The organism is Pseudomonas quasicaspiana, from assembly GCF_021147825.1.
Lineage (GTDB): Bacteria > Pseudomonadota > Gammaproteobacteria > Pseudomonadales > Pseudomonadaceae > Aquipseudomonas > Aquipseudomonas quasicaspiana.
This window is the reverse complement of the sequence record NZ_JAGTPI010000013.1, coordinates 37,234-54,031: the sequence shown is the minus strand read 5'-3', so window position 1 is coordinate 54,031 and position 16,798 is coordinate 37,234. Positions and strand designations below refer to the sequence as shown.

19 protein-coding genes are annotated in these 16,798 nt (G+C 58.8%); 9 read left to right on the top strand and 10 right to left on the bottom strand.

Features of this window, described 5'->3' with window-relative positions:
- Positions 1-5 precede the first annotated feature (5 nt).
- From KDX30_RS10760 to KDX30_RS10730, 7 genes are all read right to left on the bottom strand, one after another.
- The gene (locus tag KDX30_RS10760; RefSeq protein WP_231675719.1) at positions 6-2,222 is read right to left on the bottom strand and encodes a DNA internalization-related competence protein ComEC/Rec2; all 2,217 of its coding nucleotides are present in this window, start codon (positions 2,220-2,222) and stop codon (positions 6-8) included.
- A gap of 156 nt (positions 2,223-2,378) precedes the next feature.
- The gene (gene rluB, locus KDX30_RS10755; protein WP_099269606.1) at positions 2,379-3,635 is read right to left on the bottom strand and encodes a 23S rRNA pseudouridine(2605) synthase RluB; all 1,257 of its coding nucleotides are present in this window, start codon (positions 3,633-3,635) and stop codon (positions 2,379-2,381) included.
- A gap of 197 nt (positions 3,636-3,832) precedes the next feature.
- Entirely contained in the window at positions 3,833-4,024 is a 192-nt protein-coding gene (locus KDX30_RS10750) for a DUF1289 domain-containing protein (protein WP_027898767.1), read from the bottom strand.
- A 102-nt stretch (positions 4,025-4,126) separates the two neighbouring features.
- On the bottom strand, positions 4,127-4,894 hold the full coding sequence (gene scpB, locus KDX30_RS10745) for an SMC-Scp complex subunit ScpB (protein WP_231675718.1): 768 nt from the start codon (positions 4,892-4,894) through the stop codon (positions 4,127-4,129).
- Positions 4,895-4,904: 10 nt separating this feature from the next.
- Positions 4,905-5,603: a segregation and condensation protein A gene (locus KDX30_RS10740; protein ID WP_176560658.1), complete on the bottom strand. Its 699-nt coding sequence runs from the start codon at positions 5,601-5,603 to the stop codon at positions 4,905-4,907.
- A gap of 119 nt (positions 5,604-5,722) precedes the next feature.
- Entirely contained in the window at positions 5,723-6,352 is a 630-nt protein-coding gene (locus tag KDX30_RS10735) for an L-threonylcarbamoyladenylate synthase (RefSeq protein ID WP_027898167.1), read from the bottom strand.
- A 13-nt stretch (positions 6,353-6,365) separates the two neighbouring features.
- On the bottom strand, positions 6,366-7,229 hold the full coding sequence (locus KDX30_RS10730) for a PHP domain-containing protein (RefSeq protein ID WP_027898168.1): 864 nt from the start codon (positions 7,227-7,229) through the stop codon (positions 6,366-6,368).
- 66 nt (positions 7,230-7,295) lie between these two features.
- Here KDX30_RS10730 and KDX30_RS10725 point away from each other — a divergent pair, with 66 nt between their 5' ends.
- The 6 genes from KDX30_RS10725 to KDX30_RS10700 all read left to right on the top strand — a co-directional run bounded on the left by KDX30_RS10725 (position 7,296) and on the right by KDX30_RS10700 (position 11,517).
- A complete protein-coding gene (locus KDX30_RS10725; RefSeq protein ID WP_027898169.1) occupies positions 7,296-7,898 on the top strand; it encodes a septation protein A in 603 nt (200 codons plus the stop codon).
- 1 nt (position 7,899) lies between these two features.
- Positions 7,900-8,199 (top strand): YciI family protein, encoded by a 300-nt coding sequence (locus KDX30_RS10720; protein WP_099269603.1) that lies wholly within the window; start codon positions 7,900-7,902, stop codon positions 8,197-8,199.
- A 178-nt stretch (positions 8,200-8,377) separates the two neighbouring features.
- Entirely contained in the window at positions 8,378-8,785 is a 408-nt protein-coding gene (locus KDX30_RS10715) for a translation initiation factor 2 (RefSeq protein ID WP_027898171.1), read from the top strand.
- A gap of 7 nt (positions 8,786-8,792) precedes the next feature.
- Positions 8,793-9,470, top strand: coding sequence for a response regulator transcription factor (locus KDX30_RS10710; protein WP_099269602.1), 678 nt, complete (start codon positions 8,793-8,795; stop codon positions 9,468-9,470).
- Positions 9,471-9,676: 206 nt separating this feature from the next.
- Complete coding sequence (locus tag KDX30_RS10705) at positions 9,677-10,114, top strand: LTXXQ domain protein (protein WP_027900045.1); 438 nt, start codon at positions 9,677-9,679, stop codon at positions 10,112-10,114.
- A gap of 65 nt (positions 10,115-10,179) precedes the next feature.
- Positions 10,180-11,517 carry a sensor histidine kinase gene (locus KDX30_RS10700; protein WP_231675717.1) on the top strand — a complete coding sequence of 446 codons (1,338 nt, stop codon included), beginning with the start codon at positions 10,180-10,182 and terminating at the stop codon, positions 11,515-11,517.
- Between the two features lie 167 nt (positions 11,518-11,684).
- Here the strand turns inward: KDX30_RS10700 and KDX30_RS10695 are convergent, their stop codons facing one another.
- Positions 11,685-12,245: a nitroreductase family protein gene (locus tag KDX30_RS10695; protein ID WP_027900047.1), complete on the bottom strand. Its 561-nt coding sequence runs from the start codon at positions 12,243-12,245 to the stop codon at positions 11,685-11,687.
- 162 nt (positions 12,246-12,407) lie between these two features.
- Between KDX30_RS10695 and KDX30_RS10690 the strand changes: the two genes are divergently transcribed.
- Positions 12,408-13,862: a TrkH family potassium uptake protein gene (locus tag KDX30_RS10690; protein WP_027900048.1), complete on the top strand. Its 1,455-nt coding sequence runs from the start codon at positions 12,408-12,410 to the stop codon at positions 13,860-13,862.
- Between the two features lie 80 nt (positions 13,863-13,942).
- On the top strand, positions 13,943-14,254 hold the full coding sequence (locus KDX30_RS10685) for a DUF962 domain-containing protein (RefSeq protein WP_027900049.1): 312 nt from the start codon (positions 13,943-13,945) through the stop codon (positions 14,252-14,254).
- Here KDX30_RS10685 and KDX30_RS10680 read toward each other — a convergent pair.
- Positions 14,251-15,078, bottom strand: coding sequence for a UDP-2,3-diacylglucosamine diphosphatase (locus tag KDX30_RS10680; RefSeq protein WP_027900050.1), 828 nt, complete (start codon positions 15,076-15,078; stop codon positions 14,251-14,253). The two genes, KDX30_RS10685 and KDX30_RS10680, sit on opposite strands and share 4 nt — an antisense overlap.
- A gap of 387 nt (positions 15,079-15,465) precedes the next feature.
- Here KDX30_RS10680 and KDX30_RS10675 point away from each other — a divergent pair, with 387 nt between their 5' ends.
- Positions 15,466-16,347 (top strand): DMT family transporter, encoded by an 882-nt coding sequence (locus KDX30_RS10675; protein WP_231675716.1) that lies wholly within the window; start codon positions 15,466-15,468, stop codon positions 16,345-16,347.
- Here the strand turns inward: KDX30_RS10675 and KDX30_RS10670 are convergent.
- The gene (locus KDX30_RS10670) at positions 16,341-16,637 is read right to left on the bottom strand and encodes a SelT/SelW/SelH family protein (protein WP_027900052.1); all 297 of its coding nucleotides are present in this window, start codon (positions 16,635-16,637) and stop codon (positions 16,341-16,343) included. The genes KDX30_RS10675 and KDX30_RS10670 overlap by 7 nt on opposite strands.
- Positions 16,638-16,798: the final 161 nt, after the last annotated feature.

The window sequence follows — 16,798 nt, the reverse complement described above, 5'->3', positions numbered from 1 at the left end:
TTGCGTCAGTCACGCCAGAATCGCCTCTCGGCCCGCTGTGAACGGGGTTTGTCGAACGTACCGAGTTGCAGGCTGATGGCACCCAGGTCGGCGCTGTCCCAGGTGGGAATACCGAACCATTGATAGCGCGCCATGACCAGCGGATGCGGGTGCCCGAAGGCATTATTGCGCCCTCGGGAGATCAACACACCATCAGGAGCGACCGCACGCAGAAAGCTTTTCGAGGAGGAGGTTCGGCTGCCGTGGTGCGGCGCTTGCAACCAGTTGGCACGTACATCAAGACCAGTGTCGATCAGGGCCTGTTCGGCTTCGGCATCAATATCCCCTGTCAGCAACAAACGTTCGCCCCGGGCATCGACCATTAACACACACGAAGCCTGATTCCCCTCTCGGGCATCACTCCAGCGCCAGGTTGAAAACACCACACCGTCCCACTCCCAGCGTTCGTCATTGACGCAGAGTTGCGCTTTCAGCGACGGCGGCAGTCTTTCCAGCTCGCCCCCCAGCACCCGCTTGACCGGCAAGCCTTGATGAACCGCCTGCGCACCACCGGCATGGTCGGCGTCGGCATGGCTGATCAGCATCACATCAAGCTGGCGCACGCCGCTCTTGCGGATGGCGGGCAACACCACCCGTTGACCTATATCAAACTCACCAAAGCGCGGCCCGGCGTCGTACAGGAGCGCGTGATGTCGGGTGCGCAAGAGAATCGCCAATCCCTGCCCCACGTCTAGATGCAGGACGTCGACTTGACCATGAGGCACGTTTTTCAAGGGCGGGGACACGCAAAGCAGCAACATCGGCCAACCAAGCCCTCGTAACGGCACGCCGCTGGGCAACAGCAACAACACACCGCCCAGCAGACTCAATACCCAGGCCCATAGCGGCATGGCAGTCGGCACCCAGGCGGGCAACCACTCGGCGACCCACCCGAGAAATCTGAACAACCATTCCAGCGCACCACCCGCCAGCCACAACAGCCCTTCACCCAGATAAGGAACCGGCAGCAGCAAGGTCCCGAGCAGCGCAGGCGGGAGGATCAGAAAACTCACCCAAGGCACCGCGACAAGATTGGCAAACGGACCACTCAAACTGATGGGCAGATTCAGCGCCAGCAACACCGGCAACAAACCAATGGCGATCAACCACTGGGCGCGGGTCCAGCTTTGCAGCCAACTCCAGGCACCCAGCCGCCCGCCAAATATCAGAATCAGGATTGCGACAGCGATAAAGGACAGCCAGAAACCCGGCTGCAAACTGGCCAACGGCTCGAACACCAGCACGGCATTCAGCGACAGCAGCAGCGGCAAGACAGCCCCGAGATGCCGAAAACGCAACCGCCAAAGCAAGACCATGCCGACCATCACGCACGCCCGGCGTACCGGCACTTCAAAGCCCGCGAGCAAGCCGTACCCCAGCGCGGCAATGAACGCCAGTCCGCACGCCCATGGCAACCAAGGCAGCGCGCGCGGCCATAATCCCCAACGTGCCAGGCCTGCGATCAGCGCGTACATCACACCTGCCAGCAAGCCCACGTGCTGCCCGGATATGACCAGAAGATGCACGGTGCCGGTGTCTTGCAGGATCTGCCAGTCGACCGCGCTGAGTCCCGAGCCATCACCCAGAACCAGCGCGGCCAGACCGCCTTCACGACCCTGCGCATCAACCGCCAGCAAACGCTGGCGTATCACATCCCGCCAGCCTGAACGGGCAGATGCCAGCTGCTGCCCATCGGCGACTGTGCCTGTAGCGCCGATACGCTGGGCCAGCAGCCAGGCCTCGTAATCAAAAGCATGTGGATTGGCCAATCCTCCGGGGCGCTTGAGCTTGACCGCCAGACGCCAGCGCTCGCCACTGCGAATTTCCGGGCCGACATACCAGGCCACACGCACGCGCTCCGGCAATTTAAAGCGTCGAGATTGCAGGTCTTCCAGCTCAAAGCGCACTACGCCTTCGGCAACGGCAGGTAAACCGACGACCTTGCCTTGTAACCACACGGTCTGGCCGTCCAGCCGTGGTGAAAGACGATCATCCAGTGCCCATTGAGCCGAAACGCATGCCCAGGTGAATCCGAATAAAAAGAAAGCCACCGGGTACGTGCGAAAGGGCAACAGCATCAAGGCCAGCACTGGCATGCACAGCAACACCCAGACCGGGGGCAATGCCGGCAAGAAGCGTAAAGCCAACAAACCCAAGGCCAGCGCGAACATCCCTGTGCGCATAAGAAGCTCATCCCGATAACGTCGAAGGTCCCTTTACGGCTTAGCTCAGCCAGGTGAATACGTCGGGATCAAGTGTCACAAGGTCTTAGGCGGCATATGTCGGGGGCGAAAAAAAACGCCCGTCTTGCGAGGGGCGTTTCTTCTGACTGCTGAGGTTTACTGCGGCTTGCGACGACCGAAACCCGGGCGCTGACCCGAACCCGATGCCGGGCCACGGCGCTTGCCGGACGGCGCGTCATCGACCAGGGTGATGCCCGGGCGTTTCGGCGACGGCTTGGCCGGACGCTTGTTCATGTCACTTGGACGCTCAGCCACTGGCGTGCCACGGCTATTGTCGTTGCGAGTATCACTGCGACCATTGGCTGGACGTGGCGTGCGTGGCGCCGACTTGTTAGGGTCGTTGCGCTGACCACGGCCGGAATCCGTACGCGGTGCGGCTGGACGCTGGGCGCGATCACGGTCACTGCCGGTCACTTGCGGCTGACGTGGAGCACGCTCGCCAGTCGGAGCACCGTCCTTGGCCGGACGCAGGGTGCGCACGCGCTCGCCTTTGCCCAACGGACGAGACGACTGACGCTGCAAGCGCTCCATCTTGTCCTTGGTCTTGGCGTTCATCTGCGGCTGAGCCACGGGCGTGAGGCCCACTTCAGCGCTGAGGATGTCCACCTCGTACTGACTCATTTCGCGCCAGCGACCCATCGGCAGGTCGGAATTGAGGAACACAGGTCCGTAGCGCACACGCTTCAGACGGCTGACCACCAGGCCCTGGGATTCCCAGAGACGACGTACTTCACGGTTACGGCCTTCCATCACCACGCAGTGATACCAGTGGTTGAAGCCTTCACCGCCCGGCGCTTGCTGGATGTCGGTGAAACGAGCCGGACCGTCTTCAAGAACAACGCCAGCCTTGAGCCGCGCGATCATGTCATCGTCCACTTCGCCACGTACACGCACAGCGTATTCACGGTCCATTTCGAAGGACGGGTGCATCAGGCGGTTGGCCAGTTCACCATCGGTGGTGAACATCAGCAGACCGGTGGTGTTGATGTCCAGACGACCGATGTTGACCCAGCGGCCTTCTTTTGGACGCGGCAGGCGATCGAACACCGTCGGGCGACCTTCAGGGTCGTCACGGGTACAGATTTCACCGTCCGGTTTGTTGTACATGATGACGCGGCGCACCGTTTCGGCGGCCTCTTCGCGTTTGATGACGCGGCCGTCAACGGTAATCGCATCGTGCAGATCGACGCGTTGACCGAGGGTCGCGTCCTTGCCATTGACCTTGATACGGCCCTGGCTGATCCAGGCTTCAACGTCGCGACGCGAGCCTACGCCAATACGTGCCAGAACCTTCTGCAGCTTTTCGCCTGCGGGTCCGATTTCCTGGCTGTCCTGCTTGTCTTGTTCACTCATCTGGGCACCTCCCGGTGTGTCGATTCAGGGGACGCCGAGGACCGGCGCAACCTGTTGCCTGGGCTGTGGATAGCCACGAGGCGTAATACTGAAAAACTTCTGGCGCTAAACTCATCACGGGCAGAATCGCCAAAAGGTCGCGAATGATACGCTCACATAACGCTTTGCGCATTAGACGCTAGACGAAAATTTGCGCCTTACTTCTTTTTCCGCCGACCGGCACCTTTAAAAGCCTTCATGCGAACGGCAGCTTCTTTCAGCACGTCACGGCGCTCGTCCTTGTCCATCTTCTTCCAGGCCTTGATTTCTTTCTTGCTGCGGCCACAGCCGATGCAGATATCGGCGTCGAATTTACAAAGGCTGATGCAGGGGTTCTTGGTGTCGCTCATGAGTCGTGCCCTGCATGAATGAACGCTGTTTGACCTGCAGGAGCTGCCGAAGGCTGCGAAAGCGGTTTGTCTGACTCACTGCTTCGCAGCCTTCGGCAGCTCCTACAGGGGATCGGTATCGTCCTCTGGCTTTTTATCCGCCTCATCCGGCAGCAAATCATCAAAGTCGATCTTCAGACCCTGCTCCATCGAGTCGAGTTCGACCAATAAGCTGCGGAAGCTGGTTTCGTCCCTCGGCGGCTCAGGCTCGGCGTCAGGATCGGCGCTGGCGTCCGCAAGAGCTTGCAGATGCGCAGGCACCGGAGCGTCTTCGAAATCCAGAACCGGGTCCGGCTCCAGCTCACGCAGATCAGCCAGCGGCGGCAGGTCGTCGAGATTTTTCAGGTTGAAGTGATCAAGAAACGCCTTGGTGGTGGCAAACATCGCAGGCTTGCCCGGGACTTCGCGATAACCGACCACCCTGATCCACTCGCGCTCCAGCAGGGTCTTCACAATATGGCTGTTGACTGCCACGCCGCGCACATCCTCGATTTCACCCCGAGTGATCGGTTGACGGTAGGCAATCAACGCCATGGTTTCCAGCATGGCTCGGGAATAGCGCTGCGGACGCTCTTCCCAGAGACGACCGACCCAAGGGGAAAACTTTTCGCGAATCTGCAGGCGATAACCGGAGGCCACTTCCTTGAGCTCGAAAGCCCTGCCCTCGCAGGATTTACCCAGCAAGTGCAGGGCTTTCTTGAACACCGGCGGCTCAGGGCGCTCGCCCTCTTCGAACAACTCGTAGAGACGCTCCAGCGATTGCGGCTTACCCGAGGCCAACAGAAAAGCTTCGAGCAGCGGAGCCAGCTCGCGGGGTTCGTTGAGATTCATTGATCAGCTCTTATTCGGCTCGCGCCCGCACATGGATGACTGCAAACGGTTCGTTCTGTACCAACTCCACCAGTGACTCCTTGACCAGTTCCAGAACGGCCATAAAAGTCACGACGACACCCAGGCGCCCCTCTTCGGCAGTAAACAGCTCGGCAAACGGCACAAAGCCGCCACCTTTGAGTCGTTCCAGCACATCACTCATGCGCTCACGGGTGGAAAGCGCTTCGCGGCTGACCTGGTGGCTTTCAAACATGTCGCCACGGCGCAGCACTTCCGCCATGGACATCAATAACTCTTCGAGGCTGACTTCCGGCAACAGCTTGCGGGCCCGCGCTTCAGGCGCATCAAGTTTGGGCACGACGACGTCACGACCGACACGGTTCAACTGGTCGATACCTTCGGCGGCCACCTTGAAACGCTCGTATTCCTGCAGACGACGGATCAGCTCGGCGCGCGGGTCATCTTCCTCCTGCTCTGCCTCGGCAGAACGCGGCAGCAGCATGCGCGACTTGATCTCGGCCAGCATGGCGGCCATCACCAGGTATTCGGCAGCCAGTTCCAGGCGCACCGTCTTCATCAGCTCGACGTAGCCCATGTACTGCTTGGTGATTTCGGCCACCGGGATATCAAGGATGTCGATGTTTTGCTTGCGGATCAGGTACAGCAGCAAGTCCAGCGGCCCTTCGAACGCCTCCAGAAAGACTTCCAGCGCATCCGGCGGAATGTACAGATCCATCGGCATCTGCATGACCGCCTGGCCGTAGACCATGGCGAACGGCAGTTCCTGCTGAGCGTCGGCCTGACTGTCGACGGCTTCTACGCTGGTCATTAAACCTCGACACCGAAAGGTGAAGGGTCGCCGCAACCGACACGGACCACTTCAGGCTCGTCACCGGTCAGATTGATCACTGTCGAGGCAGAAATACCGCCCATGCCGCCATCGATGATCAGATCGACCTGACGCTCAAGGGTCTGGCGCATTTCATAGGGATCGCTCATCGGCACGCTTTCCCCCGGCAGGATGAGGCTGACACTCATCAGCGGCTCGCCCAGCTCTTCCAGCAACGCCTGAGCGATGGGGTGCTTCGGTACCCGCAGGCCGATGGTCCGGCGCTTCGGGTGCAGAATCAGCCTCGGCACTTCGCGGGTGGCGTTGAGGATGAACGTGTACGGGCCCGGCGTATGGGCCTTGAGCGCCCGAAAGGCACCGGTATCGACTTTCGCGAACAGCCCCAGCTGGGACAGATCACAGCACATCAACGTGAAGTTGTGCTTGTCGTCCAGTTGCCGAAGACGGCGAATGCGCTCGATGGCGCTTTTATCGCCGAGCTGGCAGCCCAATGCGTATGACGAATCAGTGGGATAGATCACCAAACCGCCCGCTTTGATAATTTCCACGGCCTGTTTGATCAGGCGCGCTTGCGGGTTCTCCGGGTGGACCTGGAAAAATTGACTCACGGTATCTTCCTGTTCAGAAGGCAGCAGTAGACTGATCATGTTTGAACCGGGACCAAAGGGGCGGCAGGTCTTCGGGCACAGGACGATAGGTGCCTATCTCGGACCAGCCACCAGGAGCATGGAAGTCACTGCCGGCAGACACCAGCAGGCCAAATTCACGCGCCAGAATGGCCAGGGTTCCAACCTGTTCGGCAGGTTGCAGGCCATTGACTACTTCAATCGCATGACCGCCCGCTTCAATAAACGCGGCGACCAGCTTACGACGCTTACTACGGGTGAAATCATAATGCACGGGGTGCGCAAGACTGACCCAGGCCCCGGATTCCCGCAAGGTGCCGACGGTTTCTTCCAGCGTAGGCCAATGTTGTTTCACATCGCCCAGTTTGCCCGCCCCCAGCCATTTACGAAAAGCCTCGGCGCGGTCCTTGACGAAACCGGCGCGCACCATGAAGTCCGCGAAGTGCGGACGAGCCGGTGCATTGCCGCTGTCGCCGAGCTCCTGCTGGATGGCCCGAGCACCTTCCAGCGCCCCGGGCATACCTTTGATCGCCAATTTGCGACTGATTTCTTCGGCCCGCAACCAGCGGCCGTCATGCAAACGAGCAATAGCCGCCACCAGAGCCGGTGCATCCATCGCAAAGCCGTAGCCCAGAATATGGATGGTCGCACCGCCCCAGGTGCAGGAAAGCTCAACCCCGTTTACCAGTTGCATACCCAGTGAAAGCGCCGCAGTACGGGCTTCTTCCAGGCCTTCGAGGGTGTCGTGATCCGTCAGGGAAAGGACGCGCACGCCATTCTCGTAAGCACGGGCAACCAGAGCCGTAGGCGCAAGTGCGCCATCGGAGGCGGTGCTGTGGCAGTGCAAGTCAACATTCATAGGTAGCGCTTTCGCTGTCATTGATGTTTGTTATTATGCCGTCACATCCTGCTTCTGGCTGCCATTGTGAAACAATTCATCGACTTCATCCCGCTGCTGCTGTTTTTCATCGTCTACAAAATAGAGCCTCGTGCTGTCGAAATCCTCGGCAACACTTACACGCTGGGCGGTATTTTCAGTGCGACCGCCATGTTGATCATCAGTTCGGTGGTGGTCTACGGCATTCTGTTTTTCAAACAGGGCAAGCTGGAAAAAAGCCAGTGGCTGACACTGGTTGCCTGTCTGGTGTTCGGTAGCCTGACCCTGGCCTTCCACAGCGAGACTTTTCTCAAATGGAAAGCCCCGGTGGTGAACTGGCTGTTCGCGCTGGCATTTGCCGGTAGCCACTTCATCGGCGACCGCCCGTTGATCCAGCGCATCATGGGTCACGCGCTGAGTCTGCCGAAGCCAATCTGGACCAGACTGAACATCGCCTGGATCATCTTCTTCCTGTTCTGCGGTGCGGCCAACCTTTATGTGGCGTTCACTTATCAGGAATTCTGGGTGGACTTCAAAGTATTCGGCAGCCTGGGCATGACCCTGGTGTTCCTGATCGCTCAGGGCCTGTACCTTGCCAAACACATGCAAGACCCGGCTTCCCCGCCGCCAACGACAAAAACCGAGGACTGACATGCTCTACGCAATCATTGCCACAGACGTCGAAAACTCCCTGGAAAAACGCCTGAGCGTACGTCCTGCCCATCTGGATCGCCTCAATGCGCTCAAAGATGAAGGCCGTCTGATTCTGGCAGGCCCCAACCCGGCGGTGGACAGCAACGACCCTGGCGCAGCAGGCTTCTCCGGTAGCCTGATCGTTGCCGAGTTCGAATCCCTGAGCGCGGCAAAAAGCTGGGCCGAGGCGGATCCTTTCGTAATAGCTGGCGTGTACGCCAATGTCGTCGTGAAGCCTTTCAAGAAAGTGCTGCCTTAAGCATTCCCGCCTGCATCGTGTCGTAATCGCTGCCAGCCCAGGGCAGCGATTACAGATTCTCCCCCTCTGACGCTAATCATTCTCAACGCCCTGCCGACAACCTGCTGAATGTTCTATAAAAATACTGCCGCCCAGAAATGCGGTCGTCGAAAACACGGACGCGGAAACAGGAGTTCAGATGCGGGCATGTCTGCTGATTGCTGTATTGGTAATGGGTGCCACGGCGGCCCAGGCCGAGGAAACAAGTGGTTCAGGTAACTCCTATGCGTTGCCGCTGCCGACCACTGCTGCTCAGATCAGTGATCTCCAGCAGCGCCTCAAGGAAAGTGAGCGCCAGCGCGAAGATCTTCTCAAACAGGTACAGAACGCCGACGCCGCCCGCGAGAGCGCCCAGCTCACTCGTCTGCGTCAAGAGAACCAAAGGCTCAAGTTGCAGCTCAAAGAAGCACAATCGGCTGAACCGCAACGTATCCTGAGTGAACAGCAACAATGGTTCGTCACCGGAGGGGGTGTTGCGCTGATAGCCCTCCTGTGCGGTATCTTTGCCCGCGGTGGACGTAAGCAGCGTCGACAGTGGCTAAATTGAGTGAGACATGAGCGAGCTGTTACTTATTGATGATGATCAGGAGCTGTGTGAGCTTCTGAGTAGCTGGTTGAGCCAGGAAGGTTTTCTGGTTCGTGCCTGCCATGACGGCCAAAGTGCCCGTCGCGCCCTCGCCGAATCCGCGCCAGCGGCGGTGGTTCTGGACGTCATGCTTCCGGACGGCAGCGGCCTGGAATTACTCAAGCAATTGCGCAACGATCACCCTGATCTGCCGGTATTGATGCTCTCGGCCCGTGGTGAGCCGCTGGACCGGATTCTGGGACTGGAACTGGGCGCCGATGACTACCTGGCCAAACCCTGCGACCCTCGCGAACTGACCGCTCGCCTGCGCGCCGTGCTGCGTCGCAGCCATCCGACGGCCGTGTCGACCCAGCTTGAACTCGGCGACCTGAGCTTCAGCCCGGTGCGCGGCGTGGCGATCATCAACGATCAGGAACTGGTCCTGACCATGTCGGAAAGCCGTTTGCTCGAAGCTTTGCTGCGCCAACCGGGTGAACCACTGGACAAGCAGGAACTGGCGCAACTGGCGCTGGGGCGCAAACTGACCCTTTATGACCGTAGCCTGGACATGCACGTGAGTAACCTGCGCAAGAAAATCGGCCCGCATCCTGACGGCCGTCCGCGAATAGTGGCGTTGCGTAGCCGGGGTTATTACTACGCGGTCTGACGACCAAGCTGCAAGCTGCAAGCTGCAAGCTGCAAGAAGAGCATGGAGCACATGAGCTGTACCTCTTGAAGCTTGTAGCTTGAAACTGATAACTGCTCCCCTCCCTCTTTACCAAGGCTTTACAGTAGCCTGACCGCTCTTGACCTTGATCTCCCTAAACTGGCCTCAACCGGCAACGAGCCGGATTCGAGACAAGGAGATACACCATGCGCAAGACTCTGATCGCTTTGATGTTCGCTGCTGCCCTGCCTACCGTTGCAATGGCTGCACCTGGCGATGGCCCTGGTTTCGGTCCAGGCCCTGACGGTCCACGTGCTGGCATGCACCATGACCGCGGCCCCTTCGGCAAGCTGGACCTGACCCCCGAACAGCGCCAACAGATCGGCAAACTGATGGGCGAGCGAATGCACGACCGCAAGGACATCACTGAAAAGTATCTGGCCAAGCTGTCGCCCGCTGACCAGAAAGCCATGAAAGACGAACTGGACGCCAAGCGCACCAAAACCGATAGCGATATCCGTGCGCTGCTCAAGCCTGACCAGCAGAAGGAATTCGACGAGATGCAGAAAGAGCGCGCAGCAAAAATGGCCGAACGCGCTGAATTCGAAGCGTGGAAGGCGCAAAAAGCGCAAAAAGCCCAGTAAGCTACTGATACACCTGAACCCGGCACTCCCCAAGCGTGCCGGGTTTTCCTATTTGAGGTTGTCCCGTGCGTTCATTGTTCTGGCGAATTCTGGCTAGCTTCTGGCTGGCCATTGCCCTGGTTGCAGGGCTGTCGATCCTGCTCGGCCACATGCTTAATCAAGACGCGTGGATCCTCAGCCGTCACCCGCTGCTGAGTCATCTGCCGCAAAAGTGGACCGAGCAGTATGAAAACCAGGGTGCGGACGCCGCACAGGACTACCTGCAAAGCCTCAAACGCAAAAAGCACATAGATGTTCAGGTCCTCAACGATGTTGGCGATCCGGTGGTACGGGGTACTCTCTCACCTCGTGCTGCGGCACTTGAAGCCCGTCAGGGCGATAATCCAGGACCGCTTCCGTGGCGTCGCCTGACGACGGAATACACCAGCGAAAAAACCGGCGAAACCTACCTGTTCATCTATCGCATCCCTCACCCGGAGCTGGATGCGTGGCACCGCGACAGCCTGATGTGGCCGCTCAGCGCGCTGGGTATTGCCCTGGTGGTGCTGACCTTGTTCAGCCTGCTGGTGACCTTGTCCATCACTCGCCCCCTCAGCCGTTTGCGCGGCGCGGTGCATGATCTTGGGCAAACCACTTATCAACAAAACAGCCTCGCGCAACTGGCGAATCGCCGGGATGAATTCGGCGTGTTGGCCACTGACTTCAATCGCATGGGCGCGCGGCTGCAGAGTCTGATCGGCAGTCAGCGCCAGTTGCTGCGCGATGTGTCCCATGAATTGCGCTCGCCACTGGCCCGTTTGCGTATCGCACTGGCGCTGGCAGAACGGGCGGAACCGGCCGAACGGGAAAAGCTCTGGCCGCGCCTCAGCCGCGAATGTGATCGTCTGGAAGCGCTGATCAGCGAAATCCTCGCTCTGGCACGCCTTGATGCGCAACTGAGCAGCGCTGAGCCTATTGATCTCAACGCATTGCTTCTGCGCCTCAAGAACGATGCAAATCTGGACGGTAACGATCAACAAATCGCCGTGAGCGTTGAGCCCAATCTGCATCTGCAGGGCTGGCCTGACATGATTGAGCGGGCCACTGACAATCTGTTGCGTAACGCTTTGCGCTTCAACCCGGCTGGCAAGCCGATAGACATTCAGGCAAAACGGGTCGGCGACCGGCTACAGCTGAGTGTGCGCGATCATGGACCTGGCGTAGCGGCTGAGCACCTGACGCAACTGGGCGAGCCGTTTTACCGCGCCCCCGGCCAGGCCGCACCGGGGCACGGCCTGGGACTGGCAATTGCTCGTCGTGCCGCGCAACGTCATGGCGGGGAATTGATTCTGGGTAATCATCCCGAGGGCGGGTTTCTGGCGACTATTGATTTGCCAGCGGAGCCGGTGGGTTCGGGGCAGTAATAGAACGGGGGCGTGTGGAAAACCCGGATCTGTGCAGACTGTGTGGGAGCGAATTCATTCGCGAAGGCAATGTTACAGCCGACGAAATTGCATCGAATGTACTGGCCTCTTCGCGAATGAATTCGCTCCCACAGGGATAACGTTTTCAGTCCATTACAAACTCAGCCCTAACCCTGCCACTCACTCACAAAATCTACCACATCCACTTTCGCAGCAACCCGTGGCGGGTTCTGTGGCGTGCCCAGATACAGGAAGGCGATCACTTCTTCGTCATCCGCCAGGCCGAAACCTTTGGCGACGAGTGGCGAATACGACAACTCGCCGGTACGCCACACCGCCCCGACGCCCAGCGCGTAGGACGCCAGCAACACGCTATGGGCCGCACAGCCCGCAGTAATCAGTTGCTCAGCCTTCGGCACCTTGTAGTGATCCTGCAGACGGGCAACGACAACCACCACCAGCGGCGCGCGTAATGGGCCAAGACGTGCCTTGTCCAATGCTTGCGGGGTCACTTCCGATCCGCTGGCCTGCAGCGCCTGGGCAAGCAAGTCCCCCATACGCTCACGGGCTGCGCCTTCCACGGTGATAAAACGGAATGGCCGCAGCTGGCCGTGATCCGGCGCGCGCATGGCGGCACTGAACAGTATTTCGCGCTGGGCTGCATCCGGGGCCGGGTCGATCAATCGCGGGACCGAGACACGATTGAGCAATACGTCGAGCGCCTCCATGGGCTACCTCCTTGAAAAATGATGGGCCATTCTAGAGCCTGTGCACCCGGATAACGAACTGCCGAGGCAATTACTTACACACTGCGGCGTACAGGCCACGGTTTACTTGCCGTGGGCCGCAGGTAGAATGGCGCCTTTCCCCGAACTAGTCAGAGTGACTGCATGGCGTTGCCGACCCTTCGCATCATCGGTTTCATTATCGGCATATTCCTGATCACCCTGGCCATCGCCATGGTCGTGCCCATGGTGACCCTGGTGATCTACGATCGCTTTGAAGACCTGCGATCCTTCCTGTGGGCCAGTCTGCTGACGTTCATGGCCGGTCTTGCGTTGATCACTCCGGGACGACCGGAACACGTGCATCTGCGTCCGCGAGACATGTACTTGCTGACGGTATCCAGCTGGATCGTCGTCTGCGTGTTCGCCGCCCTGCCGTTTCTGCTCACCCAGCACATCAGTTACACAGACTCGTTCTTTGAAAGCATGTCCGGCATTACCGCGACCGGTTCTACCGTGCTCAGCGGCCTGGACACCATGTCACCGGGCATCCTCATCTGGCGCTCGATGCTTCACTGGCTCGGCGGGATCGGCTTTATCGGTATGGCGGTAGCCATTCTGCCCCTGCTGCGTATCGGTGGCATGCGCCTGTTCCAGACCGAATCTTCCGACCGCTCGGAAAAGGTCATGCCCCGCTCGCACATGGTGGCCAAGTTTATCGTACTGGCCTACGTCAGCATTACCGCGCTGGGCAGCCTGGCCTTCTGGGCGGCGGGCATGAGCCTGTTCGATGCGATCAACCACGCCATGTCTGCCATCTCGACGGGCGGATTTTCCACCTCTGACCTGTCCCTGGCCAAATGGCCGGAACCTGCCGTGCATTGGGTCGCCATTGTGGTGATGATCCTCGGTAGCCTGCCGTTCACCTTGTATGTGGCAACCCTGCGGGGTAACCGCGGCGCCCTGTTTCGTGATGAACAGGTTCGCGGGCTGTTGGGTTTGTTGCTGGTTACCTGGCTTGTACTGGGCGCGTGGTACTGGGCGACCACTGATCTGCCATGGTACGACGCACTCCGTCACGTGGCCCTGAACGTGACATCCGTCGTAACCACCACCGGTTTCGCCCTCGGCGATTACAGCCTGTGGGGCAACTTCGCGCTGATGTTTTTTTTCTACCTGGGCTTTATCGGTGGCTGCTCCGGCTCCACCGCTGGCGGCGTGAAAATATTCCGCTTTCAGGTAGCCTACATTCTGCTCAAGGCCAACCTCAATCAGTTGATCCACCCGCGTGCAGTGCTCAAGCAGACGTATAACGGCCACCGCCTGGACGACGAAATCGTCCGTTCGATCCTGACGTTCTCGTTCTTCTTCACCATCACGATCTGCGGCATCGCCCTGTTGCTGTCGCTGCTGGGGCTCGACTGGATGACGGCACTGACCGGCGCTGCAAGTACCGTGTCCGGCGTAGGTCCTGGCCTGGGTGAGACCATCGGCCCGGCAGGTAACTTCGCCACCCTGCCAGACGCGGCGAAGTGGATTCTGTCAGGAGGCATGCTGCTGGGACGTCTTGAGATCATTACCGTGCTGGTGCTGTGCATTCCGGCATTCTGGCGTCACTGATCGTAATGGCGTTTAATGTCAACTGACGCAAAGCCAGCTGACATTAAACCCAATAGCGCCAACGATCAGGAACTCCAGCCATGGAAACCACCAAGTCGTTTACCCGCTTCGCCGATTTCTACCCTTACTATCTGCAGGAACACCGCGACAGCGCCTGCCGTCGTCTGCACTTCGTGGGCACCAGTCTGGTTATTTTCCTGCTGGCGTTTGTGATTGGCAGCGGCAGTTGGAGCCTGATCTGGCTCGTGCCGCTGGCGGGATATGGCTTCGCCTGGGTTGGCCATTTCTTCTTCGAGAAAAACCGCCCTGCCACGTTCAAGCATCCGCTTTACAGTCTGCTGGGCGATTTTGTGATGTACCGAGACATGCTGACGGGCAAGGTACCGTTCTAGACCACCGGCTCGCTGGCCTCAAGCGCTTCCTCAGCAAGCGGTTCCTTGTGCTTGAGATGAGCATCCGCGAGCCGAAACAGCTCAATAGTGCCGTCCAGATGCTCGATCAACGCCGTACAGGATTCGACCCAGTCACCGCAGTTCAGGTATTCCACTCCACCGACCCTGCGCATCTCGGCATGGTGGATATGCCCACATACCACGCCATCCAGGCCGCGCTTGACGCACTCATGGGCGATGGCTTCTTCAAAGTCACTGATGAAACTGACGGCAGTCTTCACCTTGTGCTTTAGATAAGCCGATAAAGACCAGTAACCGTAGCCATACTTCGCCCGCCAGTGGTTCAGCCAGCGGTTGAGTGTCAGGGTGAATTCATAGGCCGAGTCGCCCAGAAACGCCAGCCAGCGGTGATAGCGGGTGATTACGTCAAACTGGTCGCCGTGGATAACCAGAAAACGACGCCCGTCAGCAGTGACATGCTCGGCTTCATCCACCAGATGGATATTGCCAAGAATCAGTTTCGAATAGCGGCGCAAAAACTCATCGTGGTTGCCGGTGACATAGATCACCTCGGTGCCGCGTTTGCTCATGGTCAGCAAGCGGCGGATCACATTTGTGTGAGCCTGTGGCCAATACATGCCGCCCCGCAGCTTCCAGCCGTCGATGATATCGCCGACCAGATAGACCTTGTCAGCCTGATAGCCTTTGAGGAAGTGAGTCAGGTGTTCCGCCTGGCAATCCCGCGTGCCCAAATGCACATCGGAAATCCACAAAGTGCGAACGCGTTGCTTACGGCTGGGTTTGGCAAGCTGAGCACTGGTCATGAACCATCTCCTGCTGGGTTTGCATGAGAGTGCCCGGTGCCGGTTAATCGAATGTGACCGGGTTGTGGCAATGTCATGACAATGCACAGGAATAGTTGGACTGAATGCTTCAGGGCGGGCGCTGGTAGACTGCTGCGAGGCGACCATACACCCGTTCGGGATTACGGCTATCTTCAGGATGCTCTGGTGCCCAGTGGGAGCGAATTCATTCGCGAACAGGCAGGCACTCCTGACAAAAATTTATCGCCTGAAATACCGCTTTCGCGAATGAATTCGCTCCCACAGGATTTGGTTAACAACCAGACATAACGACTACTGACAACACCCCGTTCGGTGCTGGACAGTGCGTTTTCCAGACCACCTGCATTGCAGTGACTAAGGATCAGCATGACTCCCCGCTCCGCCCTGGGCGCCTTGCATATCGGCGCATTGATGTTTGGCCTGACTGGCGTCTTCGGCAAACTGGCCAGCGCTTCACCTTCCGTCATTGTCTTCGGTCGCGGAATCTTCGCCGTTATAGCCCTGGCGTTCTTTGCCCGCTTTGCCAGCAATACTGCATGGAAAACCTTGCAGCGCGCCGATTGGGCGCGGCTATTACTTGCAGGCGTGTTGCTGGCCGCGCACTGGGTGAGTTTTTTCATCGCGGTGAAAGTTGCCGGCGTCGCCGTCGCCACTTTGGGCTTTGCCAGCTTCCCGGCCTTCACGGTGATACTCGAAGGGCTACTGTTCCGTGAACGCATCCGCAGCAATGAAATCATTCTGGTGGTGCTGGTCAGTATCGGACTGGTGCTGGTCACACCCGAATTCAATCTGGCCAGTGAGGCCACCAGCGGTCTGTTATGGGCAGTTTTTTCCGGACTGACTTTTTCGTTGCTTTCGCTGGTCAATCGCGTCAGTTCGAAAAACGTCCCGCCGGTGCAGGCTGCGCTGTATCAGAACCTGATCGTTGCAGCTTGCCTGCTGCCGATGGCCGCGCCTGTATTGGGCAGTGTTCCTGCGCTGGACTGGCTGTGGATAGGTCTACTGGGGGTGTTCTGCACCGGCCTGGCTCACAGCCTGTTCGTGGCCAGTCTGGGAGTGATCAAGGCGCGGACTGCAGCGGTGGTTTTTGCGATGGAGCCGGTTTACGGCATCACCTTCGCCTGGCTGCTATTTGCCGAAATTCCCACCCTGAGCATGCTGCTGGGAGGTGCACTGATCATCATCGCCATTGTGGTTTCAGGCTTGATGAGCAGTAAAACAAAACCTCAGGCAGCCACGACTCACTGACCCTGCGTGGTCTTGTCGTTGTGCCCCAGATCACGCTGAGGATCAATCTGATCACGAACCCGCTGCTTGAGTACCTTTGCCTCGGGGAATCCACCATCGGCCTTTCGCTCCCATAACTGCACGCCGTCACAGGTGATGATGAATACACCGCCAGTCCCGGGTTGCAGTGAGACCTTGCCCAGGTCATCGGAAAAGGTACTGAGCAACTCCTGAGCCAGCCATGCTGCGCGCAATAGCCACTGGCATTGCGTGCAGTAGGTGATGACGATTTCAGGCTTCACGGTAGACATGGAAAGAATCTCAGGGACTAACTACAAATTGAATTAACAGCGGTTCTGTTGGAGCGAGGCTTGCCCGCGAAGAACGATAATGCGGTGTGTCTGACGTACCGAGTCGCCCGGTTCGCGGGCAAGCCTCGCTCCAGCAGCATCACTGTCTGCTTCTCGACAGC

Coding starts and splice junctions, on each gene's coding strand:
- KDX30_RS10670 (WP_027900052.1), bottom strand. CDS start 16,637: ATGTCTACCGTGAAGCCTGAAATCGTCATCACCTACTGCACGCAATGC.
- scpB (WP_231675718.1), bottom strand. CDS start 4,894: ATGAATCTCAACGAACCCCGCGAGCTGGCTCCGCTGCTCGAAGCTTTT.
- KDX30_RS10760 (WP_231675719.1), bottom strand. CDS start 2,222: ATGCGCACAGGGATGTTCGCGCTGGCCTTGGGTTTGTTGGCTTTACGC.
- KDX30_RS10730 (WP_027898168.1), bottom strand. CDS start 7,229: ATGAATGTTGACTTGCACTGCCACAGCACCGCCTCCGATGGCGCACTT.
- KDX30_RS10715 (WP_027898171.1), top strand. CDS start 8,378: ATGCGGGCATGTCTGCTGATTGCTGTATTGGTAATGGGTGCCACGGCG.
- KDX30_RS10705 (WP_027900045.1), top strand. CDS start 9,677: ATGCGCAAGACTCTGATCGCTTTGATGTTCGCTGCTGCCCTGCCTACC.
- KDX30_RS10690 (WP_027900048.1), top strand. CDS start 12,408: ATGGCGTTGCCGACCCTTCGCATCATCGGTTTCATTATCGGCATATTC.
- rluB (WP_099269606.1), bottom strand. CDS start 3,635: ATGAGTGAACAAGACAAGCAGGACAGCCAGGAAATCGGACCCGCAGGC.
- KDX30_RS10720 (WP_099269603.1), top strand. CDS start 7,900: ATGCTCTACGCAATCATTGCCACAGACGTCGAAAACTCCCTGGAAAAA.
- KDX30_RS10750 (WP_027898767.1), bottom strand. CDS start 4,024: ATGAGCGACACCAAGAACCCCTGCATCAGCCTTTGTAAATTCGACGCC.
- KDX30_RS10695 (WP_027900047.1), bottom strand. CDS start 12,245: ATGGAGGCGCTCGACGTATTGCTCAATCGTGTCTCGGTCCCGCGATTG.
- KDX30_RS10685 (WP_027900049.1), top strand. CDS start 13,943: ATGGAAACCACCAAGTCGTTTACCCGCTTCGCCGATTTCTACCCTTAC.
- KDX30_RS10675 (WP_231675716.1), top strand. CDS start 15,466: ATGACTCCCCGCTCCGCCCTGGGCGCCTTGCATATCGGCGCATTGATG.
- KDX30_RS10710 (WP_099269602.1), top strand. CDS start 8,793: ATGAGCGAGCTGTTACTTATTGATGATGATCAGGAGCTGTGTGAGCTT.
- KDX30_RS10680 (WP_027900050.1), bottom strand. CDS start 15,078: ATGACCAGTGCTCAGCTTGCCAAACCCAGCCGTAAGCAACGCGTTCGC.